20 protein-coding genes are annotated in these 21,105 nt (G+C 72.6%); 5 read left to right on the forward strand and 15 right to left on the reverse strand.

Features of this window, described 5'->3' with window-relative positions; all coding sequences use genetic code 11:
• Positions 1-822: 822 nt before the first annotated feature.
• The gene (locus ACRYRX_RS19825; protein ID WP_432514723.1) at positions 823-1,749 is read left to right on the forward strand and encodes an AraC-like ligand-binding domain-containing protein; all 927 of its coding nucleotides are present in this window, start codon (positions 823-825) and stop codon (positions 1,747-1,749) included.
• An 11-nt stretch (positions 1,750-1,760) separates the two neighbouring features.
• Here ACRYRX_RS19825 and ACRYRX_RS19830 read toward each other — a convergent pair whose 3' ends face one another.
• The 3 genes from ACRYRX_RS19830 to ACRYRX_RS19840 form a co-directional block, all read right to left on the reverse strand.
• Positions 1,761-3,293 (reverse strand): PAS domain-containing sensor histidine kinase, encoded by a 1,533-nt coding sequence (locus tag ACRYRX_RS19830; protein ID WP_432514725.1) that lies wholly within the window; start codon positions 3,291-3,293, stop codon positions 1,761-1,763.
• Entirely contained in the window at positions 3,290-3,970 is a 681-nt protein-coding gene (locus ACRYRX_RS19835) for a response regulator transcription factor (RefSeq protein WP_432514727.1), read from the reverse strand. Before ACRYRX_RS19835 ends, ACRYRX_RS19830 begins: the two co-directional genes overlap by 4 nt.
• A gap of 232 nt (positions 3,971-4,202) precedes the next feature.
• The gene (locus ACRYRX_RS19840) at positions 4,203-5,570 is read right to left on the reverse strand and encodes an MFS transporter (protein WP_432514729.1); all 1,368 of its coding nucleotides are present in this window, start codon (positions 5,568-5,570) and stop codon (positions 4,203-4,205) included.
• A 183-nt stretch (positions 5,571-5,753) separates the two neighbouring features.
• On the opposite strand from ACRYRX_RS19840, the gene ACRYRX_RS19845 reads away from it, so the two are divergent.
• The 4 genes from ACRYRX_RS19845 (at position 5,754) to ACRYRX_RS19860 (ending at position 10,704) form a co-directional block, all read left to right on the forward strand.
• Positions 5,754-7,184 (forward strand): aldehyde dehydrogenase family protein, encoded by a 1,431-nt coding sequence (locus ACRYRX_RS19845; protein WP_432514730.1) that lies wholly within the window; start codon positions 5,754-5,756, stop codon positions 7,182-7,184.
• A 319-nt stretch (positions 7,185-7,503) separates the two neighbouring features.
• Positions 7,504-7,893, forward strand: coding sequence for a TIGR04076 family protein (locus ACRYRX_RS19850; protein ID WP_432514731.1), 390 nt, complete (start codon positions 7,504-7,506; stop codon positions 7,891-7,893).
• Positions 7,894-7,904: 11 nt separating this feature from the next.
• Positions 7,905-9,086 (forward strand): aldo/keto reductase, encoded by a 1,182-nt coding sequence (locus ACRYRX_RS19855; RefSeq protein WP_432514732.1) that lies wholly within the window; start codon positions 7,905-7,907, stop codon positions 9,084-9,086.
• A 43-nt stretch (positions 9,087-9,129) separates the two neighbouring features.
• Positions 9,130-10,704: an APC family permease gene (locus ACRYRX_RS19860; RefSeq protein WP_432514734.1), complete on the forward strand. Its 1,575-nt coding sequence runs from the start codon at positions 9,130-9,132 to the stop codon at positions 10,702-10,704.
• On the opposite strand, the gene pcaD is transcribed toward ACRYRX_RS19860, so the two are convergent.
• The 12 genes from pcaD to ACRYRX_RS19920 all read right to left on the reverse strand — a co-directional run bounded on the left by pcaD (position 10,670) and on the right by ACRYRX_RS19920 (position 21,090).
• On the reverse strand, positions 10,670-11,446 hold the full coding sequence (gene pcaD / locus ACRYRX_RS19865) for a 3-oxoadipate enol-lactonase (RefSeq protein ID WP_432514735.1): 777 nt from the start codon (positions 11,444-11,446) through the stop codon (positions 10,670-10,672). The two genes, ACRYRX_RS19860 and pcaD, sit on opposite strands and share 35 nt — an antisense overlap.
• Positions 11,447-11,522: 76 nt before the next feature.
• On the reverse strand, positions 11,523-11,807 hold the full coding sequence (gene catC / locus ACRYRX_RS19870) for a muconolactone Delta-isomerase (RefSeq protein WP_432514737.1): 285 nt from the start codon (positions 11,805-11,807) through the stop codon (positions 11,523-11,525).
• Between the two features lie 28 nt (positions 11,808-11,835).
• The gene (gene catA, locus ACRYRX_RS19875) at positions 11,836-12,684 is read right to left on the reverse strand and encodes a catechol 1,2-dioxygenase (RefSeq protein WP_432514739.1); all 849 of its coding nucleotides are present in this window, start codon (positions 12,682-12,684) and stop codon (positions 11,836-11,838) included.
• 57 nt (positions 12,685-12,741) lie between these two features.
• Positions 12,742-13,848 carry a mandelate racemase/muconate lactonizing enzyme family protein gene (locus tag ACRYRX_RS19880; RefSeq protein ID WP_432514778.1) on the reverse strand — a complete coding sequence of 369 codons (1,107 nt, stop codon included), beginning with the start codon at positions 13,846-13,848 and terminating at the stop codon, positions 12,742-12,744.
• Positions 13,849-13,895: 47 nt separating this feature from the next.
• A complete protein-coding gene (locus tag ACRYRX_RS19885; RefSeq protein ID WP_432514742.1) occupies positions 13,896-15,158 on the reverse strand; it encodes an amidase in 1,263 nt (420 codons plus the stop codon).
• The gene (locus ACRYRX_RS19890; protein ID WP_432514743.1) at positions 15,155-15,682 is read right to left on the reverse strand and encodes a flavin reductase; all 528 of its coding nucleotides are present in this window, start codon (positions 15,680-15,682) and stop codon (positions 15,155-15,157) included. The genes ACRYRX_RS19885 and ACRYRX_RS19890 overlap by 4 nt, the downstream gene beginning before the upstream one ends.
• 158 nt (positions 15,683-15,840) lie before the next feature.
• Positions 15,841-16,791 carry a PDR/VanB family oxidoreductase gene (locus ACRYRX_RS19895; RefSeq protein WP_432514746.1) on the reverse strand — a complete coding sequence of 317 codons (951 nt, stop codon included), beginning with the start codon at positions 16,789-16,791 and terminating at the stop codon, positions 15,841-15,843.
• An 84-nt stretch (positions 16,792-16,875) separates the two neighbouring features.
• Positions 16,876-17,628, reverse strand: a complete 753-nt coding sequence (locus ACRYRX_RS19900; RefSeq protein ID WP_432514748.1) for an SDR family NAD(P)-dependent oxidoreductase — start codon at positions 17,626-17,628, stop codon at positions 16,876-16,878.
• Positions 17,625-18,149, reverse strand: a complete 525-nt coding sequence (locus ACRYRX_RS19905; RefSeq protein WP_432514749.1) for an aromatic-ring-hydroxylating dioxygenase subunit beta — start codon at positions 18,147-18,149, stop codon at positions 17,625-17,627. Before ACRYRX_RS19905 ends, ACRYRX_RS19900 begins: the two co-directional genes overlap by 4 nt.
• Entirely contained in the window at positions 18,146-19,378 is a 1,233-nt protein-coding gene (locus ACRYRX_RS19910; protein WP_432514780.1) for an aromatic ring-hydroxylating oxygenase subunit alpha, read from the reverse strand. Before ACRYRX_RS19910 ends, ACRYRX_RS19905 begins: the two co-directional genes overlap by 4 nt.
• A 77-nt stretch (positions 19,379-19,455) precedes the next feature.
• Positions 19,456-19,860 carry a hypothetical protein gene (locus tag ACRYRX_RS19915; protein ID WP_432514751.1) on the reverse strand — a complete coding sequence of 135 codons (405 nt, stop codon included), beginning with the start codon at positions 19,858-19,860 and terminating at the stop codon, positions 19,456-19,458.
• 42 nt (positions 19,861-19,902) lie between these two features.
• Positions 19,903-21,090: an acyl-CoA dehydrogenase family protein gene (locus tag ACRYRX_RS19920; protein WP_432514752.1), complete on the reverse strand. Its 1,188-nt coding sequence runs from the start codon at positions 21,088-21,090 to the stop codon at positions 19,903-19,905.
• Positions 21,091-21,105 lie beyond the last annotated feature (15 nt).

The raw sequence follows: 21,105 nt of genomic DNA on the forward strand, positions 1-21,105 counted from the left end.
CCAGCATCACCGGCAACGCCCCACCGATCGCGGTCAACGGCGCCGCGGAGGCCACGACGAGGAACACGATCCCGGGAACCCCGATGGAACCGCGCAACCCACCAGCCCGCTGCTCCCCCCGCGCACCCACCGGCGCGACCGCCTCAGCCACGGGGGGTCCACGAACCGTGCGGACCGCGGGCGGCGAGGGTTCCCGCGGGGGCCGGCGGGAGCTGGGGGTGGCGACCGGTCGGGGTCACCCGGGTCGTTTCGGAAACGGTCGCAGTCATGCGAGAACTCCTCTTCGAGTCTACGGCTGTCCGGTCAAAGTACTCGTCCGCCGGGGCACCGACCGTCCCCTGCGCGGGTGCAGGCGTCCTCCCGGGGGTAAGGGTTCCTTCATCCGACCCGTCGCGGAGGGATCGGGTCGGGCGACGTCCCGCCGGAGGAACCCGGCGCCCCGCTCACCGATCGTGGTGGTGGGGGTTCCGGAACTCCCCGAGGGGACGACGGGCACCACCGACGCGTCGACGACCCGCGACCCGCGCAGCGCGTCCACCGCACGCCGGGGCCGGGGCCGGGGTCGTCCTCCACCGGGCCGGGCACCACCTCGCGGGCCCCGCCCACCACGACCGCGTCGGCCCCTGCGGTCTCGTCTCGAGACACGTCACGCACTCCTCGTCCGGGACGTTCGCAGGACCGTGGGGGTCGTCCCTGTCCGTCCGCCTGACCGCGGCGCAGGAGTGAGGCAGAATCGGACGACTGACCAGGCTTCGACCCGGACGGAGGCGGCTCGTGGTGGACACCGGTGCGGCGGTTCGCGATGGCGTCGACGAGGGCCGCGTGGACAGCGCGGGCGAGTGGTCGCGGTTGGCTTCGCGGGCCTTCGTCCCGGTGGAGGTCTCCTCGCACCGCACCGGCTTCCACGGGTGGTCGCGGGTGCAGCGGGCGTGCGGGGTGGTCGTCAGCGACTTGAGGGCCGATGCGACGCACGTGGTGCGGCGGCGTCCGGACCCGTCGGACGGGGGCGCTCAGCTGTGCAAGGTGTCGTTGCAGGTCGAGGGGCGCAGCGTGCTGCGCCAGGGAGGACGGGAGACCGTCCTGCACCCGGGTGAGTACACCGTGTACAGCGCCGATGAGCCCTACGACCTGCACAACGCGGCCGGCTTCCGCAGCGTGGTGCTGATGTTCCCCCGGTCCGCGCTCGGCCTGACCGACCAGCAGTGGCGTCACACCCCCGGCCTGCGCCTGGCGGCGACGGCGGGGAGCAACCGGCTCACGGTCCCCTACCTGCGTCAGCTCGCCGAGGACGCCGCGCAGCTGCGGGGGCCGGTGGCCCGGCGCACCCGGCGGACCATGCTCGACCTCATCGCCACCAGCGTCGTCGAGGCCGTCGGCGGGGAGGGACGGCTGTCGTCACCGACGGACCCCATCGTGCGCTGGCTCGACGACCACCTGGCGGAGCCGGACCTGTCGCCCCGCCGCATCGCCGCCGCGCACTACATCTCCCCCCGCAAGCTGCAGTCCATGTTCCGCGAGGAGGGGACGAGCGTCTCCGGGTGGATCCGGGGGCGACGGCTCGAGGCGTGCCGGCGCGACCTCGCCGAGGCGCACCTGTCGGGGATCCCCATCGCGGCGGTGGCCAGGTCCTGGGGGTTCCAGGACGCGGCCCACTTCACGCGGTTGTTCCGGCAGGCCTTCGGGACCACTCCCAGCGACTTCCGGAACCGGGCGCACGAGCAGGCGGGGGGTGCCGGTCCGCAGGGGTGACCCGCGGCTCGTCAGGCGGAGCGGGTCTGCGGGTCCGCGATCGCCAGCGGTCCCCACTCGGGGTCGGGGTCGTCGACCAGGGGCAGGCGCACGACGAACACCGTGCCGTGCGGTTCGTCGGCCTCGACCCGGATGGTCCCCCCGTGACGGGTGACGATCCGGTGGGCCAGGGCGAGGCCGATGCCGTTGCCGTGCGCCTTGGAGGTGAACGCGCCGTCGAAGATCTTCGCGGGGTCGGGGTGGGCCAGGCCCCCTCCGTTGTCCGCCACGACGACCTCCACCGCGGTCTGCAGACGGCGGGTGCTGATCGTGAGCGACCGCTCCCGGTCGCCCCACCGGGCGAGCTCGTCGACGGCGTTGAACGCGAGGTTGGTCAGCACCTGGCCGATGAGCACGCTCTCGCACAGCACGGGCAGGGGGCACGAGGCGAGGTCCCAGGTGACCCGGACGTCGTGCTGCGAGGCGCGCAGGGTGACGAAGTACTCGATCTCGGCCACCACGTCGTTGAGGTCGTTGACGCGCTCGGCCTGCTCCAGCCGCGTGACGTACTGGCGCAGGGCGGTGAGGATGCGGCTGGCCCGGTCGATCTGCCGCAGCGCGTGCTCCAGGCCGAAGGACAGGTCGGAGGAGGGGGCGTCCAGGTCCGCCAGCCGGCTGCGGACCCCGGCGACGAAGTTGCCGGCGGCGGTGATCGGCTGGCTGACCTCGTGGGCGATGGCCATGGCCATGTCACCCATCGCGTTGTAGCGGGCCAGGTGCTGCAGGTACTGCGTGTCGCGCCAGTGCTGGTGCTCGACCTCCACCCGGTCGGTGATGTCGTGCAGGAGGAGCAGGTGCCCCTGCAGGTCCCCCTCCAGGTCGATGTACTGGCAGGTCCCGGCGAGCCAGGTCCACTCCCCGGTGGGGCGCTGCCAGTGGAGCCGGGCGCCCCGCAGGGGGCGGCCGGGGGCGGTGTGCAGCAGGAGCTCGCGCAGCTCGTTCGCGGACCGGGCGTCGCAGTGGTCGCGGAAGCACCGGCCCTGGAGGTCCTCGATCCCGAGCAGGCGGGCGGCCGACTGGCTGGCGAACACGACGCGGGCGTCGTCGTCCACCACGACGATGCCCTCGCCGAGGTGGCGCAGGAAGGTCTCGAGCCGGGACGACGTGCGACTCAGGTCCTGCTGCACGGCCTTCTCGGCGGCGATGTCGCGGAACTGCACCAGGACGACGGCACCGGCGTCGAGGTCCACCCGGATGGCCACGGCCTCGGTCAGCACGTCGGTCCCCGTCCGGGACCGGTAGCACCACTCGGTGGTGCTGACCCCGCGGTCGACGGCTTCCTGCAGCCACGCCACCCCCAGCTCGCGGCGGTACTCGCGGGCGGGTGAGCTCATGTGGTTCGCCTTGAGCGGCTTGAGCTCCTCCAGGGTGAACCCCAGGAGGTCGCAGGCCGCCTGGTTGGCCCACAGGATCTCCTTCGTGACGGCGTCGTGGACCAGGACGCAGTACCGCAGGGAGTCGACCAGGCGGGCCAGCTCGGTGTCGACCAGTTCGCGGCCGTTCACCGCTCCCCTCGCCGGGTGAGCTCGGCCACGGTGCGCGAGCCGCTGAGCAGGATGTCGCGGACCAGGACGGTGATGCTCTCGGCGTTCGTCTTCTCCCGGATGCGGGTCCGGTGGACGTCCACGGTCTTGACGCTGATGCCCAGCCGGGTCGCGATGTTCTTGCTCGGCAGCCCCTCGATGACGAGGTCGAGGACCTCGACCTCCCGTTCGCTCAGCTGGAGCAACCGCGCGCGCAGGCCTTCCTCGCGGGCTGCCTCGTCGAGGCGGGAACGACTGGCGCGCAGGGCGAGCTGCACGCTGTCGAGGAGCTGCTGGGCGTCGTAGGGCTTCTCGAGGAACTCGACGGCCCCGCCGCGCAGCGCGCGGACGGACATCGGGATGTCGCCGTGGGCGGAGACGAAGATCACCGGCATCGAGGACCCGCGCTCGGCCAGACGGGCCTGCACCTCGAAGCCGCTCAACCGCGGCATCCGGACGTCGAGGACCACGCACCCCCAGCGCCGGGGGTCCACCGCGGACAGGAAGTCCTCCGGGTCGTCGAAGCACTGGGAGTCGATGTTCATCGAACCCAGCAACCAGGCCACCGAGTCGCACAGCTCGCGGTCGTCGTCGACGACGTAGACGACCGGTCCGGCGTGGGCGTCGGGGGCCACGAGGTCGTCGGGGTGGGGCGCCACCGGGGTCACCGGCGCGGGGCGGCGCTGGGCGCGGGGGTGGGACGACCGGTGACCGACATGTGCACTCCTGCCCTCGAGCGGTGTTTCGACGTCGAGGCGGCGCGACCGGTACCCCCGGCCCGGGGCACCTCCGCGTGCCGCCACGAGCCGTCGCCTCGGTCCACACCCTAACCCCAGGCCCGGGGGCGGTCGGGTCCGGCGGGAACCTCCGGCCCGGGCGCGGTGCGTCCGGTCAGTCGGTCACGCGCACGTCCAGGACCTCCTGCCCGGCGTCGCGCGAAACCCTGCTGGTCGCCCCCCTCGTCTCGGCCGAGAGCAGGACGGCCAGCGAGCTGAGCACGTAGGACCCGATGACGAAGGCGATCAGCGGGACGGGCGAGGCCGTGGCGTCCGGCATGAGCTGGGAGGCGACGAGCGGCATGATCCCGGACCCCAGCAGGGCCCCGAACTGGTAGGTGACGGCGAACCCGGTGTACCGGGACTCCACGGGGAACTTCTCGGAGAGGAACGCCGCCAGCGGCCCGAAGACGATCGGGATGAGCAGCGAGTTGCCGACGAGGAACCCCAGCACCACGAGGGTGGCCGACGGCGAGCGCAGCAGGCTGATCATCGGCCAGGCGAGCAGGACGCCGAGGACCCCGCCGGCCAGCATGACGGGCCGGCGCCCGAGGTGGTCGGACAGCAGCGCCCAGACCGGGACCAGGACGGCGGTCAGCAGCAGCGTGCCGGCCAGGACGTACAGGACGGTCTCGCGCGACATCGCCCCGTTCTCGACCACGAGGGGGATCATGAAGACCCCCAGGAGCCCCTGGACGCCCAGGGTGGCGATGACCGCCAGGGTTCCCAGGACCAGGTCGCGCGGGTGGTCCTTGAGGACCTGGACCAGCGGGGCCCGCCGCGGCGCGGCGTCCCGCCGGGACCGGGCGGCCACGAACTCGACGGACTCGGCCACCCGCAGGCGCAGGACCAGGCCGGTCACGACGATGACGGCGCTGAGCAGGAACGGGACCCGCCAGCCCCAGGTCGTGAACTGGTCCCCGGAGAGGGCGGCGAACAGGCCCAGCACGAGGGTCGCGACGACCGTGCCGAAGGGGCCCCCGCTGGCGGACAGGCTGCCGGCGAACCCCCGGCGCCGGACGTCGGAGGACTCCATGGACATCAGGGCCGCCCCGGCCCACTCCCCGCCCACGGCGATGCCCTGGACGACCCGCAGGGACACCAGCAGGACCGGCGCCAGGGCCCCCAGGACCGCGTAGCCGGGCAGCAGCCCCATGAGGACGGAGACGCCGCCGGTCACGACCATCGTGATCACGAGCATCCGCTTGCGTCCCAGCCTGTCCCCGAAGTGGCCGAAGAGCAGGCCGCCCAGCGGGCGGCCGGCGTACCCGGCGGCCAGGGAGACGTAGGACAGCACCACGGCCAGCCCGTGGTCGAGGTCGGCGAAGAACAGCGCGGGGAACACCAGCCCGGCGGACGCCCCGTAGAGCAGGAAGTCGTAAGACTCCATCGTGCTGCCGATGAACGCCGCGGCCCGCGCCCGGCGCTGGGTGGTGCGGTCGACGGTGACCTGCGTGTCGTTCCCGGACGTCGTCTGCGACATCTGTGCCCTCCTCGGATCCGTTCGACGCTGACACGGCGGGCGGGGGGTCGTGAAGTAAAGGAACCTTGCCCCGTTCGGGACCGGTCCCGGACGTGCGCGTGCGGACAAGGGTCGTGCGCCCGTGGAACAGCCCCCGCCCCGGATGAGCTGAGAGGATCCGCCGAACCCCTGGAGGAGGAGACGATGGCGCTCACCTACGAAGAACTGCTGGCTCGCGTGGCGGCACCGGCCGGCACCGGCCGCCTGGTCCACGAGCCGGCCACGGGCGACGCCCTGGCCGAGGCCCCGGTCCACGACGTCGCCGCGCTGGAGGAGGCGATCCGCGCCGCCCGCGCGGCCCAGCGGGACTGGGACGCCCTGGGGCACGAGGGGCGGATCCCCCTGCTGAACCGGGTGGCGGACCACCTGGAGGAGAACTCCGAGGCGCTGGCGCAGCTGCTGGCCCGCGAGCAGGGCAAACCCCTCAACGGGCAGGGGGCGCGTTTCGAGGTCGGGGGGACGATCGCCTGGCTGCGGGCCACCGCCGCCACGCCGCTGGAGCCGGAGGTCGTCGTCGACGACGCCTCGCAGCGCACGGAGCTGGTGTACCGGCCGGTCGGGCTGGTCGCGGCCATCGGACCGTGGAACTGGCCGCTGATGATCGGCATGTGGCAGATCGCGCCGTCCCTGCGGATGGGGAACGTCGTCGTCGTCAAGCCGTCGGAGTACGTGCCGCTGAGCGTCCTGGCGCTGGTCTCGCTCATCAACGACGTGCTCCCCGCCGACGTCCTGCACGTCCTGTCCGGCGACCGCGAGGTCGGGGCCCGGCTCACCGAGCACCCCGGCGTCGACAAGGTCATGTTCACCGGGTCCACGGCGACGGGCCGCAAGATCGTGGAGAGCTCGGCGAAGAACCTCGCCCGGCTCACCCTGGAGCTCGGCGGCAACGACGCCGGGATCGTCCTGCCGGACGCCGACCCCGACGCGATCGTCGAGGGGCTGTTCTGGGGTGCGTTCATCAACACCGGGATGACCTGCGCGGCCCTCAAGCGGCTGTACGTGCACGACTCGCTGTACGACCGGGTCGTCGACGGTCTCGCCGCCTACGCCGCGAAGGTCCCCATGGGCAAGAGCCTCGACGAGGACAGCTTGCTGGGCCCGGTGCAGAACAAGGCGCAGTTCGAGATCGTGGAACGCCTCGTCGAGGACGCCCGGGACCGCGGCGCCCGCATCGTGACCGGCGGGGAGCCGGCCAAGGAGATCGGGGAGCTGTTCTACCCGATCACGCTGGTCGCCGACATCACCGACGGCGCGGCCCTCGTGGACGAGGAGCAGTTCGGGCCGGCGCTGCCGATCATCCGCTACTCCGACGTCGACGACGCGGTGGCCAGCGCCAACCGCCTCGACGTGGGCCTCGGCGCCTCCGTGTGGACGTCGGACGTCGCCGCGGCCCGCCCGGTCGCCGAGCGCCTGGAGGCCGGGACGGTCTGGGTCAACCAGCACGGCATGGTCCACCCGTTCGCACCCTTCGGCGGGGTGAAGGGTTCGGGGTACGGGCTGGAGTTCGGCGTCGAGGGCCTGAAGTCGGTCGCGGCGCCCAAGGCCATCACGCTGCCCGCCGGGGTGGCCGGCTGACCAGCCGCGCGACAGAACGACGAGGGGGACGACCGGTCACGGTCGTCCCCCTCCGTCGTTCGGCGGCGGGCACCCGCCGGTCGGCGGACGACGACGTCCACCGACCCGCCCGCGGTCGCCCGGCCTCCCGCGCGCGCCCGGCAGAGCCCACCCGGACCACCGGCGTGTGACGGGGAGGTTTCCGGCTGCTGAGCATTCCTTCAATTCCTTGACTCCCCCTCCGCCCCTCCGTAGGTTCTCCAGCAGGCACCGCTAGGTCAACCGACCTAGAAAGCGGAGGCGCGCTCGCCGCCTCCCCGCTCCTCGCCCCGGAGGCACCGTGTCCCTCACGCACCGCTCCCCCACCGCCCGGCAGGACGACGAGGAGTTCCTCCTCCACGACCTGCGCGTCGACGTCCTCTCCAGCGGGGACGGCCGTCCGATGGTCTGCGACCACACCGAGGGCGACCACTTCCTGGTCCACGACGACGACCTCGTCAGCTTCCCCACCGGCCGCCCCTTCCCCCTGTTCCCCCTCGCCGCGCTGCTGCCCCTGCTGGCCGCCAAGACCCGCCCGCTGCAGCGCAACGACTGGATGACCACCGACACCGACATCGCCTGCCCGGACCCCTTGTGCGGCGGCGTCTTCCGCATCACCCAGGGCCCTGCTCGCACCTACCGGCACTCCGAGCAGTCCGCCGTCGAGCTCACGCCCACCCCCGCGACCTGAGGAGAACCACCGTGACCACGCCCCGCACCCAGCTGCGCCCCGGCTACACGACGCCCGTCGTCATCAAGGGCAACTGGCAGATCGCCGACGACCACAGCACCGCCGTCGGCGACGACGACGCCGTGTACGAGCACCTCGCCGCCTTCGTCGACGCCGGCATCGACACCCTGGACTGCGGCGACATCTACTACGGCGTCGAGGAACGCATCGGGCGGTTCATCGAGCGCTACCGCCGCGAACGGGGCCGGGCCGCCGCCGACAGGATCTCCGTCCACACGAAGTTCATCCCGGCCTTCCTGGAGGAGGAGGGTCTGCGCGACCTCGACCGCGCCACGATCGTCCAGACGATCGACCGGTCCCTCTCCCGGCTGAAGGTCGAGTCCCTCGACCTGGTGCAGCTGCACTGGTGGAACTACGACGTCCCCGGCAACGTGGAGGCCGCCCTGGTCCTGCAGGACCTGGTGCAGGCCGGCAAGATCCGCCACGTCGGCGGCACCAACTACAACGTCACCGAACTGGCCAGGATGGTCGACGCCGGCGTCGACGTGGTCGTCAACCAGGTGCAGTACTCCCTCACCGACCGCCGCCCCGCCAACGGCCTGAGCCGCTACTGCGCCGACAACGGCATCCACCTCGTCGCCTACGGCAGCATGGCCGGCGGGTTGTTCAGCGAGAAGTGGCTCGGGATCCCCGACCCGGGTGAGCCGAACTTCGAGAACGTCTCCCTGGACAAGTACTACCGGATCATCGTCGACTTCGGCGGCTGGGACCTCTTCCAGGAACTCCTGCGCGCGCTGAAGACCGTCGCCGACCGCCACGGCGTGAGCATCCCCGTCGTCGCCTCCCGCTGGGTGCTGGACCAGCCCGCCGTCGCCGCCGTCATCCAGGGCGCCCGGCACGCCCGGCACCTCGCGGCGAACCTGCGGATCGCCGAGCTCGAACTCACCGCGGCCGACCACGACCTGCTGAACCCGGTCCTGGACCGCGCCACCGGCCCGGCCGGCGACGCCTACGACCTCGACCGCGCCGAGAACCGCGACGCCGTCGAGAACCTGTCCCCGGACTACTTCGACGTCGAAGCCGGCCGGCTGGTCCGCCGGCACCGTCGCGTCGAGGCCCCCGCCGAGCTCTACGGGCACCACCTCGCCGCCGCGCACGCCGACCCGGTCGGCACCCTGACCGCGCAGCGCTGACGCGGTCCCTCCCCCTCCCCCGCCGACCCCGCGAGAGGTTCCGATGTCGACCCAGCCACCTGCCCCGCAGTCGCCCTCCCGCACGGCCGGTCCCGCGGACGCCGCCGCGCCGCCCGCCCTCGCCGGCCGGCTGCGGACCACCGCGATCGTCTTCATGGTCATCGCGGCGGCCTCACCGCTGACCGTGATGTCCGGCGCCGCCCCCCTGGGGTTCCTGCTGGGCAACGGCCCGGGGTTCCCCGCCCTGTTCCTCGTCGGTGCGGGGATCCTGGTGCTGTTCGCCGTCGGGCTGGTGGCGATGGCCCGCAGCGTCCCGCGCACGGGCACCTTCTTCACCTACGTCGGGTACGGGCTGGGCCGTCCCGCGGGCCTGGCCGCGGCCCACCTGGCCCTGGTCTCGTACACCGCCGTGCAGCTGGCGGTGTACGCCTACCTCGGGGCGGTCCTGCGCACGACGGTGACCGGTGCCGGTGGCCCCGACGTCCCCTGGTGGCTGTGGTCCCTGGCCGTCGTCTCGGTCTGCGGCCTCATGGGCTACCGGAAGATCGACGTCAGCTCCCGGGTCCTGGGCGTCCTGCTCGTGGGCGAGCTGCTGATCCTGGTCGCGCTGGTCGTGGCCGTCCTCCTGCGCGGCGGCGGCGTGGACGGGCTGACGCCGGCGCCGTTCGACCCCGCGCAGGTCACCCGGGGAGCCCCCGGCGTCGGTCTCATGCTGGCGATGTCCGCCTTCGTCGGCTTCGAGGCCACGACGGTGTACCGCGACGAGGCCCACGACCCGCACCGCACGATCCCCCGCGCCACCTACGTCTCGGTCGTCGGCATCGGCGTGTTCTACGCCCTCGTCACGTGGGCCATGGTCGCGACCTGGGGCGTGGACGGGATCGTCGCCGCCGCTTCCGACCCGGCGACGTTCCTGTCCCGGACCGTGGGCGCCACCCTCGGCCCCGTCGGTGAGGTCGTCGTGGAGGTGCTGCTGGTGACGAGCCTGTTCGCGTGCGTGCTGTCCTTCCACAACGTCCTGACGCGGTACCAGTACGCGCTCAGCAGCACGGGGGTCCTCCCGGCGGGGCTGTCGTCCGTCCACCCCCGGCACGGTTCGCCGTCGGTGTCGTCGTTCGTGCAGTCCACCACCGCGTTCTCCCTCGTCGCGGTGTGCGCGCTGGTCGGGCTGGACCCGGTCCTGCAGATCTTCACCTGGTTCTCCGGGCTGGTCCCGCTGGCGCTGGCCGCGCTGATGGTCGCCACCTCCGTCGCCGTCCTGCGCTACTTCCGCCGCCACCCGGAGGCGAAGCCGCCGCGGGCGCCGCGGTGGAAGACGGTGGTCGCCCCGGTCCTCGGGGCGCTGGGCCTGCTGCTGGCCATCTCGCTCATGGTGCGGTACTTCCCGATGCTGGTCGGCGACCACGACGACGCCGGTGCGCCCGTGTTCGGCCCGGTCAGCCTGTCCCTGCTCGCCGCGCTGGTCGTCGTGCCGGTGGCCGGTCTCGTGCAGGCCGCGGTGCTGCGGGCCCGCGGGGTGCCGCTCGACCTCGAGCGGATCGAGGCCGAGGTCGAGGCGGCCCCCGCCGCCCGCACCGGCGAGGTCAGCCCCGGAGGTGGTGCAGCAGGGCGCCCGTGACGGCGTCGACCGACTCGAGGTTGGCCAGGTGCGCACCGGGGACGTGGACCAGGTGCGCACCGGCGATCGACGCGGCCAGCCGCTCCTGGTGGACCGGGGGGATGGCCGCGTCGTCGCGTGCGCTGACGACGAGGGTCGGCGCCTCGATCTCCGGCAGCCGGTCCCGCAGGTCCAGCGTCGCCAGGGCGTGGCAGCAGGCGGCGTACCCCTCGTCGGAGACGTCGCGCAGCCAGCCGCGGCACCGCTCGACGAGGTCGGGGTGGGCGTCGGCGAACCCCGGGGTGAACCAGCGGCCCACGACGGCCTCGGCGATGGCCCCCGTCCCCCGCTCCCGCACCGTCTCGATGCGGGCCAGCCACGGCGCCGGGTCGTCAAACGCGGCGGTCGTGAAGAGCAGCGCCAGCCGCGCGACCCGCTCGGGGTACCGCGCCGCGACCGCGGCCGCCGTCATGCCCCCCAGGGACAACCCGACCAGGTGGGCGCGCTCGACCTCCAGCTCGTCCAGCAGGGCCACGACGTCGTCGGCGAGGTCGTCGACGTCGTAGGGACCCGGCGGCACCGGCGAGGGCGCGTGGCCGCGGGTGTCGTACCGCACGACGCGGAACTCCGCGGCGAGGACGGGGACCTGCGGGTCCCACATGCCCAGCCGGGCGCCGATCGACGGGCCGAGCACGACGACGGGGGCGTCCGGCGGCAGGTCCGGGGCGGCGTCGACGGTGTGGTGCAGGCGGGTGGCGGTCACGGTTCCTCCGGGACGTCGGTGACGACGACGAGGGACGCACGACCCGGTGCGGGTCGTGCGTCCCTCGTGCTGCGGGTCAGGCGATGGCGATCGCGGACGGGTGGTGCGCCAGGGGGGTCACCTGGATCGTCATGTACGCGAACAGCGGCAGGTTCCACAGGACCTCGTGGAGGTGCTCGTTGTCACGCACGTCGAAGATGCTCAGGTTGGAGTACTGGCCCGCGCACCTCCAGATGTGCCGCCACACCCCCGACCGCTGCAGTTCCTGGGAGTACGCCTTCTCCCGGGCGACGGTCTCCGCCCGCACATCGGCCGGCAGGTCGGCCGGGATGGCGACGTCCATGGTGACGGCGAACAGCACAGGTCGCTCCAGTTCGTTCGGGGGTCGCTCAGGCGGGGTCGAGGACGAAGTCGTAGGTGACCTGGCCGTCCCGCGGTTCCAGGACCAGCTCCGGCTTCACGGCCTGGGCGATGTCGTCGCCGACGTACTCACCACCGGAGAAGTAGAGCTGGGTGGTGATGAGCTGGAACCCGGGCGCCGACACCTTCAGGTGCAGGTGGGCCGGACGCCACGCGTGCCAGCCGGCCGCGGCGATCAGCGCGCCGCAGGCCCCGTCGGTCGGGATCTGGTAGGGGGCGGGCTGGATGGTGTGGATGCGGAAACCACCCTGCTCGTCCGTCGTGACGGTGCCGCGCAGGTTCCACTCCGGGATGCCCGGGGCGAACTGGGAGTAGTAGCCGTCGTCGTCGGCGTGCCAGATCTCGACCTTGGCGGCCGGGATGCCGTTGCCCTGCAGGTCGCGGACCTGCCCCTGGAACAGCAGGGGGGTGCCCTTCTCGTCCTCCCGGCTCGGGAGGGTGGCGTCCGAGCCGAGCTCGGGGGCGTCCGGCACGTAGTAGGGACCCTCGATGCTGCCCTTGGTGCCCTCGCGGTCGCTGTTCACGACCTCCTCGAGGACGTGCTCGAGCCACACGTCGAGGAACAGCGGCCACTCGCCGTCCTGACCCACGCGGATGAGCCACGCCTTGAGGGCGTTGTACTCGTCGTAGGTGACCCCGTGCCGACGGATGACGTCGTGCGCCGCGGTGATCAGCTCGGTCGCGAGGGTGCTGACACGCTCCTGCGAGACCTGCGACGCGACCTTCTTGTCGCGCTGGAAGCGCTCGGTGGCGTTGGCCCCCGACGCCGCAGCGGTGGCCTCGGTCCGGGACTCGGCCTGGGTGGTGGTCTGGGTCATCGTCGTTCGCCTCTCTGACGTCGTCGTCCGCACTCCGGGCAGGGAAACCGGGCGGTTTCAGCGGTCCTGCCGGTAGTGCGCCAGCTTCTCCTCGTCCACGTCCACGCCGTTCCCCGGCCCGCCGGGGGTCACGAGGTGACCCCCCTCGATGCGCAGCGGTTCGGTGAGCAGGTCGTCGGACATGTCGAGGAAGTTCGAGAGCTCCGCGGCGCGGGCGGCCGAGAGCGGGTGGGCTGCGGCGAAGGCCGCCGAGCAGGCGGTGCCGACCTGACCGTCGATCTGGTTCCCGACGACGACGTCGACCCCCAGGCCCTCGCAGAGCGCCAGCACGGACTGGGAGACCGTGAAACCGGTCCGCGCGGTCTTGATGCTGATGGCGTTGGCGTCCCCGTCGAGCAGGGCCCGCGTCACCTCCGCCGGGGTGGTCGCGCTCTCGTCGGCCACCACCGGTACCGGGCTGGACCGCACCAGGCGCCGTCGGCCCAGGACGTCGTCGGCGGGGCACAGCTCCTCGGCGAACGTGAGGTCGAGGTCGTCCATCAGCCGCAGCGCGCGGACCGACTCCGCGGCCGTCCAGCCGCGGTTGCCGTCGACGTACAACTCGATCCGGTCGCCGAACTCGGCCCGCAGCGCGCGGACGACCGCGACGTCGAGCTCCACCGGCCGCCGGCCGACCTTCACCTTGAAGGTGGAGGTCCCGTGGACCTCGAGCATCCTCGCCGCCTCGGCCACCATGGCCGCCGGCTCGTCGAAACCCAGCATGTGGCACACGCGCAGCGGCAGCCCGTCCCCGCCACCCAGCAGCGCGGTGACGGTCAGGCCCAGGCTGCGCCCCAGCGCGTCCCACACCGCCATGTCGACGGCCGACTTCGCCGTCGGGTTCCCGACCGTGCGGTGCATGGCCGCGCGCAACCCGTTGCGGTCGTGCAGGGAACGGCCGACGAGGGCCGGGGCGAACAGGTCGTCCACGACGGCCTTGATGGAGGCCTGCGTCTCCCCGTAGGTGAAGGGCCGCGGCGGGGCCTCGGCGAACCCGACGACCCCCGCGTCCGTCCGGACCCGCACGAGCACGTGGTCGGCCGAGCGGACCTCACCGCTGGCGAACCGCAACGGCTTGCGGTACGCGATGCTGAACGGGATCGCCTCCACGGCGACGACCCGCACGTCGGACCGCAGGTCGGTCCAGTCGTCGTGCCGCCGGGTCGCGGTGCTCACCGGATCCTCGTCTCGAGCCAGGCCGCCACGTCCAGCAGCCGCCGCACCCGCAGGGGGTGCCCGATGAGCTGGACGCCCAACGGCAGTCCCCGGCCGTCCCGCAGCCCGGCCACCGTCACCACGGGCAGACCCAGGAACTGCCAGGCCCGGCTGAGGACCGGCGACCCCGTCGCGCCCAGTCCCACGGGCGCGACCCCCTGGGCGGCCGGCCCGAGGACCGCGTCGACGTCCTCCAGCGTGGCCAGCACCCCGGCGCGCAGGACCGAGCGGGCCTCCACGGCCCGCGCGTACTCCTCGTCGCTGGTGCGCCGCCCCTGCTCGAACAGGGCGTTGAGCGGTTCGCTCAGGTGCTCCGGGTGCCGGGCCTCCTCGGCGCGCAGGCGGACGGCCTCGAAGCCCATCACGACCTGCTGCAGCTGCGTGGCGCGCTCGGCGACCTCGGCGAAGGTGAAACCGGCGACGCGGCCCTCGTCGGCCACGGCCCCGGCTGCGCGGTCGACGGCGGCGCGCATGTCGGCCTCCACCTCGCTGACGCCCTCGCCGAACCAGACCTGCACGTGCGCGGGCCGGGGCGCGGTGACGACGTGCTCCACGAGGCCGACGGCCTCCAGCACCGGGCGCAGGTCCTCGACCCGGCGCGTCAGCAGACCCACCGAGTCCAGCGTGTGGCTCAGGCCGACGACACCCGCGGTGGACACCCGCCCGACGGGGGCGACGAAGCCGGTGACCCCGCAGTAGGAGGCCGGCCGCGTCAGCGACCCGGCCGTCTGGCTGCCCAGGGCCAGCGGGACGTTCCCGGCGGCCACGGCCGCGGCCGACCCGCTGGAGGACCCGCCGGGGGTCCGGTCCAGCGCGACCGGGTTGCGGGTCGGCCCGGGGGCGAAGTAGGCGAACTCGGTCGTGACGGTCTTGCCGACCGGGACCGCCCCGGCCGCCCGCAGCCGCGAGACCAGCCAGGCGTCGGCCTGCGCGACCCGGCCGCGGCGCAGCACGGAACCGCACTCGGTGGGCTGACCCGCCACGTCGACGATGTCCTTCACCCCGAACGGCAGCCCGTGCAGCGGACCGCGGCGCTCGGCGGCGCGCCCGTCCAGCGCGCGGGCCGCGGCCCGGGCGCCGTCGGCGTCGACCCGCACCCAGGCGCGGACGTCGGGTTCGGTGTGGTCGATCGACTGCAGGGCCCGTTCGACCCTCGCCGCCGCGGACGACCCGTCGCCCGCACCGCCGGTCGTGCCCGCGTCCGTGAAGAGCACGGTCACGAAGCCACCTCGGGCGCGGGGCTGCCGAGGCGGTGGAACTGCCGGTCGAAGTACACCAGGCCGCCGTTCTCCGGGCGCACCCGCACGTCCTCGACCTCGACGAACATGACGCTGTGGGTGCCCTGCTCGGTCACGTGCCGGACCCGGCCCGCGAGCGTCACGACCGCGTCGCTGAGCAGCGGGACGCCGTCCTGGAACTCCCAGGCGTGGGAGGCGAAGCGCTCGTCCATGGGCAGCTTGGTCATACCGGCGAAGTGCCGGGCGACGTCGGTGTGGTCGCCGCTGAGGACGTTGACCCCGACGCGCTCGCTGTTGCGCAGGGCCTCGTGGGAGGAACTGCTCCGGTTCACGCACACCAGGACCGTCGGGGGTTCGTCGGTCACGGAGCAGACGGCGCTGACGGTGATCCCCCGCGGGCCGTCGTCGTCGGACGTCGTCAGCACGTTCACGGCTGCCGACAGGTGAGCCATCGCGTTGCGGAACTCACGTCGGGTCTCGTCGCTGGTCGCGGTGGTGGTGCTCATCTGTTCCTCCTCGAACTGATCCGTCGAGCCGGACCGATCCGGCTGCCCACACCTGAACTCTGCTCCGCGGTGGCGCCCGCGCACCATCGGGGACGACCGTGTCCGCGGTGCGGGAATCGCGCGGCCCGGGAAAGGATTCCCCTACCGGCCGCCCGGTCTCACTCCAGTTCGAGCACCAGGCGGGCCGAGCGCGCCCGGGAGACGCAGGTGGCCATCTGGTCGTTGCGGGCCTTCTCCTTGGCCGTCAGGCAGTTGTCCCGGTGGTCCGGCTCCCCCGACAGGACGGTCAGCACGCAGGTCCCGCAGATGCCCTCCCGGCAGGAGGTGTCGATCTCGACGCCGTTCTCCCCGAGCACCTCGACGATGCTCTTGTCGGCGGGCACCTCGAACACCTCGCCGGTGTCCAGCTCGACCTCGAAGGAGTCGGAGGCCATGCCCGTCGTGTCGACGGCCGTGAAGTGCTCCCGGTGCAGGTTGTCCTCGGGCAGCGTGCGGCGGCCGATGTCCACCACGCGGTCCATGAACCCCTCGGGACCGCACGTGTAGACGTGCTCGTCCTCGTCGACGGCGCCGAGGAACCCCTCGAGGACCTCCTGCTGCTTCTGCCGGGACAGCCCCTCGTGCACGGTCACCGACCCGGCGAACGGCCCCTCGCGCAGCATCGTCACGAACGCCGCGGTCGCGGCGTCCCGCACGAAGTAGTGCAGGGCGAAGGGCTTGCGGAGCCGGTGCAGCTCGTAGGCCATGCTCAGCAGCGGGGTGACGCCGATGCCGGCCCCCACCAGCACGTGCCTGGTCGCCTTGAGGTACAGGGGGAAGAGGTTGCGGGGCGTGCTGACGGTGAGCTCGTCGCCGGGCGAGACCTCCTCGTGCAGCGCCCTGGAGCCCCCGCGGGACTCCTCCTCCAGCTTCACCGCGAACGTCATCTGCGTGCGGTCCTTCGGGGGGCCGCACAGCGAGTACTGGCGGGTGACCCCGGTCGGGCCGGTGACGTCGACGTGCGCACCCGCGGTGAACTCCTCGAAGGCCCGCTTGTCGGTGCGTTGGACGCGGAACAACCGCACGCCCTGTCCTTCGTCGCGCACCTCGACGACCGTGACCTTCGTCATGAACCCCACCACATCGGATCGGAACCGGGAAAGGAGTCGGGTGGCCGTGGCGACTCGCACCACGACCACCCGACGGGGAACGCCTCAGCGCAGGTAGAGACCGCCGTTGACGTCCCAGCAGGCACCGGTGACGCCTGCGGCGTCGGCACCGGCGAGCAGGACGACCACCTTGGCGATGAACTCCTGGGAACCGAGCGTCCTGGCCGGGATGCTCTGCCGCATGGCCTCGACGTTCTCGGCCCCGACGATCTCGTCGACGGCCGTCGACTCCACCGGCCCCGGCGAGACGGCGTTCACCGTGACGCCCTGGGCGGCGAGGTCCCGGGCGAAGACCTTGGTCAGCGTCAGGACCCCGCCCTTGGCGGCGGCGTAGTGGCTGCCGGTGGCCGTCCCGCCGTTCTGCCCCGCCAGCGAGGCCATGTTGACGATGCGCCCGTGGCCCTGCTCGGCGAAGTACCGGCCGAAGACCTGCCCGCCGAAGAACGCGCCGCTGATGTTCGTCGACAGCACGTCGCGGAAGCTGTCCGGGGAGATGTCCAGCAGCTTCTCGGCCCGCGCGTACCCGGCGTTGTTCACCAGGACCTGCACACCGCCGAAGCGCTCGACGGTCTGCGCCAGGACGGCCTCGAACTCGGACTTCTCCCGCACGTCGAGCGAGGTGCCGAACGCCGTGGCGCCGCTGGGGTCGAGCCCGGCCGCGACGTCCTCGACCGCCTGCTGCTTGAGCCCGGTGACGACCACCGAGTACCCCTCGCGGTGCATGACCTGGGCGATGGTGCGGCCCAGACCGCGGCCGGCGCCGGTGACGACGGCGACCCTGCGGGCCTCGTCGCTCACAGCAGGAACCCCGACGCGCTCACCGACTCGTCGGAGTTGACCAGCCGGATCACCTTCAGCGCGATGAGCGGCGTGCCGTCCACGAACCGGATCCGGTGCGTGACGTCCGCGCCGAGCACGAAGGTCCGCTCGCGCTTGTGCCCCACGAGGACCTGCGCGGACGTCAGCTCGAGCTCGTCCCCGGCCTGCTCGCGGACGACGAACCGCGACAGCGTGCGGACGGTGCGCGCGGCGGCCACCGCCGACATCGAGTAGCCGCCCACGAGGCGCTCGACGCGCATCTTCCGCATGCGCTCGTCGTCGTACACCATGTTCAGGGACGCCTCGAAGTCCGTGGTCTTCGGGTCGATCGGGATGACGTACCTGGCGTCGGGGGTGAACAGCTGGTCCCACGCCTCGTAGTCCGGAGCGTCGAGCAGCGTGGCCTCGCGCCAGATCAGCGCGATCGCCTCGGCCACCCGGCCGTCGAAGAGGTGCGAACCGTCACCGGTCACCGTGCTCAGCGAGTCCACCGCGGTCACGCCGACATCATCTCCTTCCACTTCCGGTACGCCTCGCGCATGCCGGTCTCGTCGGTCACGTGCGACACCTTGTCGCCGTTGTCGGCGACGACCTCGCGGCCCAGCCCGCGGTTGACCAGGATCGGGAGGTCCATCCCGCCCACGGCCCCGCGCTGCACGCGGTCCCAGGCCTCGGAGTCGTCCGGGGTCCCGAACCCGAAGGGGCCCTGGAAGTGCTCGTGGATGCGCAGGCGCTCCCGGTTGACGATGTCCGGGCCACCCTCCATCCCGAGGGCGCAGTGCCGGATCTCGGTCTCGGTCGCGCTCACCGGGCGCAGCACCCGGAAGAACGACATGGAGCAGGCGACGTTCGGGAAGAGGTTCAGGTTGAACCCCGCACCGTGCATGGACCGCAGGATCCGGCGCACCTTGGCGGGTTCGAAGTCCTTCACCAGGACCTTCTCGATGTGCTCGAAACGACCCTGGACCTCCTCGGTGCCGTCGTCCTCGTCGAGGTCGACGTGCTCGGGGACCATGACGGCCGCGCTGTGCCCGTTGCCCAGGGCGTGCGTGACGGCGAGCTCGTCGGTCATGAACGAGAGCATGCTGGCCGTCTCGGCGTCGACCGAGGACATCCAGGAGCGGTGGACGATCGGGAAGTGGTACCCGTCGGTGGTGTTCTCCAGCTGGATCTTCCAGTTCCCCTGGAAGCGGAACTTGTGCTCGCCCTGGATGGCGATCGGGTAGCCCGCACCCTGCTTCATGAAGCGGTCGATCCACAGCCGGGCCCCGCCCAGGAAGTCCTCGAGGGGTTCGACCTCGGGGTTGAAGCTGGCGAAGACCATGCCGTTGTAGGAGGCGACCTCCAGCCGCTGCAGCGGCATGTCCTTCTTGTCGGTGACGTCCTCGTAGCCCTCGGGGTACGGGATCCCGCGCAGCTTGCCGTCGAGGCCGTACGACCAGGCGTGGTACGGGCAGGTGAAGCCGTTGCCGTTGCCCCGGGGGGTCTCGCAGACGCTGGCCCCGCGGTGGCGGCAGCGGTTCACCAGGACGTTCAGGCCGCCCTTGCGGTCGCGGGAGACGATGACCGGCTGGTCGGCGACGTGGGACGTGATGAAGTCGCCGGCCTTGCGCAGCTGGCTCTCGTGCCCGACCCACACCCAGGTCTTGTAGAAGATCTTCTGGAGCTCCTCCTGGTACAGCGCCGGGTCGGTGTACAGCGCGGACGCGACCCGGTCCTCCTGCGCCAGGTGGCCGAAACCGCGCGGGCCGGCGGCCGGCGCTCCGGGAACGCCGTCCGCGACGGCGGGACGGGGGGAGATGATGGTCACTGCGAAGCCTCCTCGGCGACGGAGAGGGTCGTGCTCCCGGCGGACGTCAGCGGGCGTCCGACGCGAGCCTCGATCTTGGCGTAGCGCCACAGCTTGACGTCGTCCTCGCCCGGGCCCACCGGGGTGGTGCGGAAGAGGTTGGTGGCCGCGGCGACGGCGGTGAGGTCGTCGGCGTCGGCCAGGACGTACGACGTCCAGGGGTAGGTCGACGACGGGCCCACCATGCTCTGGTCGTCGTCGAGGTCGGCGATGACGCGGATCCCCGGGAGCGCGGCCAGGTCACCCAGCATGGCGCCGAAGGCCTTGAACACCTCCGGGACCCTGTGCTTCGGCAGGTCGAAGAAGTTCTGGTTGATGCCGATGCAGAACAGGACGCGCAGGGGGGCGGTGGACTCGGACATTCGACTCCTCGTGTGGTCTTGGTCGTCGGACGGGGCGGTGGGTCAGACGTACCCGGGGAACGGCTCGGCCCCCAGGAACACCGAACCGGCGCCGTCGTAGATGTTCTCCGTCAGGAAGGCGTGCTGGGGCACCACCGAGGCGTCCCGCAGCAGCCGCTGCAGCGGCCCGGCGCTCTGGATGGCGGCGATGCCGCCCAGGGAGTACGCCGCCTGCGTCACGGAGAACCCGGTGCGGGCGGCGTGGGCCGCGGACAGGCGCAGGAGGCTGTGGTCCTCGCGCGTGACCTCGTCGCCGCTCAGCACCCGGTCGTACACGGACTCGGCCGCTTCGTAGAACCAGGCGCGGGCCGAGCGCAGCTCGGCCTCGGCGCGGGCCAGGGAGATGCGGTAGGTCGGGCGCTCGGCGGCCTTGCTGTTCGCCGTCAGGCTGCGGCGGTCACCGCCGGCCCCCTCGGCGTGGTCGAGGGCGGCGCGTGCGACCCCGAGGCCGACGACCGCGAGGACCTGCGCGGCGTACGCGATCGTGGGGTACCGGTAGAGCGGCTCGTCGACCTGCGGGGCCCCGCCGCGGACGAACGTCCACGCGGGGTCCACCACGACGTCGTCGACGCGCAGGTCGTGGCTGCCGGTGCCCTGCATGCCCACGACGTCCCAGTGGTCGACGATCTCGACCTTCGAGGGGTGCAGCACCGCGGTGAGCGGTTTGCCGGCGACGCCCGGTTCCCCGGTGGAGATCCCGACGCCCAGCAGGTCCGCTCCCATGCAGCCGCTGGCGAACGACCACTTGCCGTTCACCAGGTAACCACCGGGCACGGCCTCCGCCGGCTGCACCGGGAAGATGCCCGCGGAGAAGGCGAGGTCGGGGCCGTCGCGGTAGATCTCCGCCTGGGTCGACAGCGGCAGGGCCGCGAGGTAGGTGGTGGCGGACCCGAAGCTGGCCACCCACCCCGCGGAACCGTCGGCCACCGAGATGGCCTCGACGAGGCGCAGGAACTCGGCCGGGGGCAGCGCGTCGCCGCCGAAGCGGCGCGGGGTGGCCGCGCGGTAGACGCCGGCGGCCTTGAAGAGGGCCACGACGTCGCGCGGGACGTGACGCAGCTCCTCGATCCGGCTGCGCTGGGCGGCGACCTGGGCCACCAGCGAGTCGACGGCCAGCGTTCCGGGCCGGTGGACGACGCGTTCGGGTTCGGCCACGGCGACGGCGCCGTCGCGGTTGTCCGTCTGAGTCATGTGCGGTTCCTCCTT

Origin of the sequence: Kineococcus lubricus, assembly GCF_050871965.1 — a bacterium.
Classification (GTDB): Bacteria; Actinomycetota; Actinomycetes; order Actinomycetales; family Kineococcaceae; genus Kineococcus.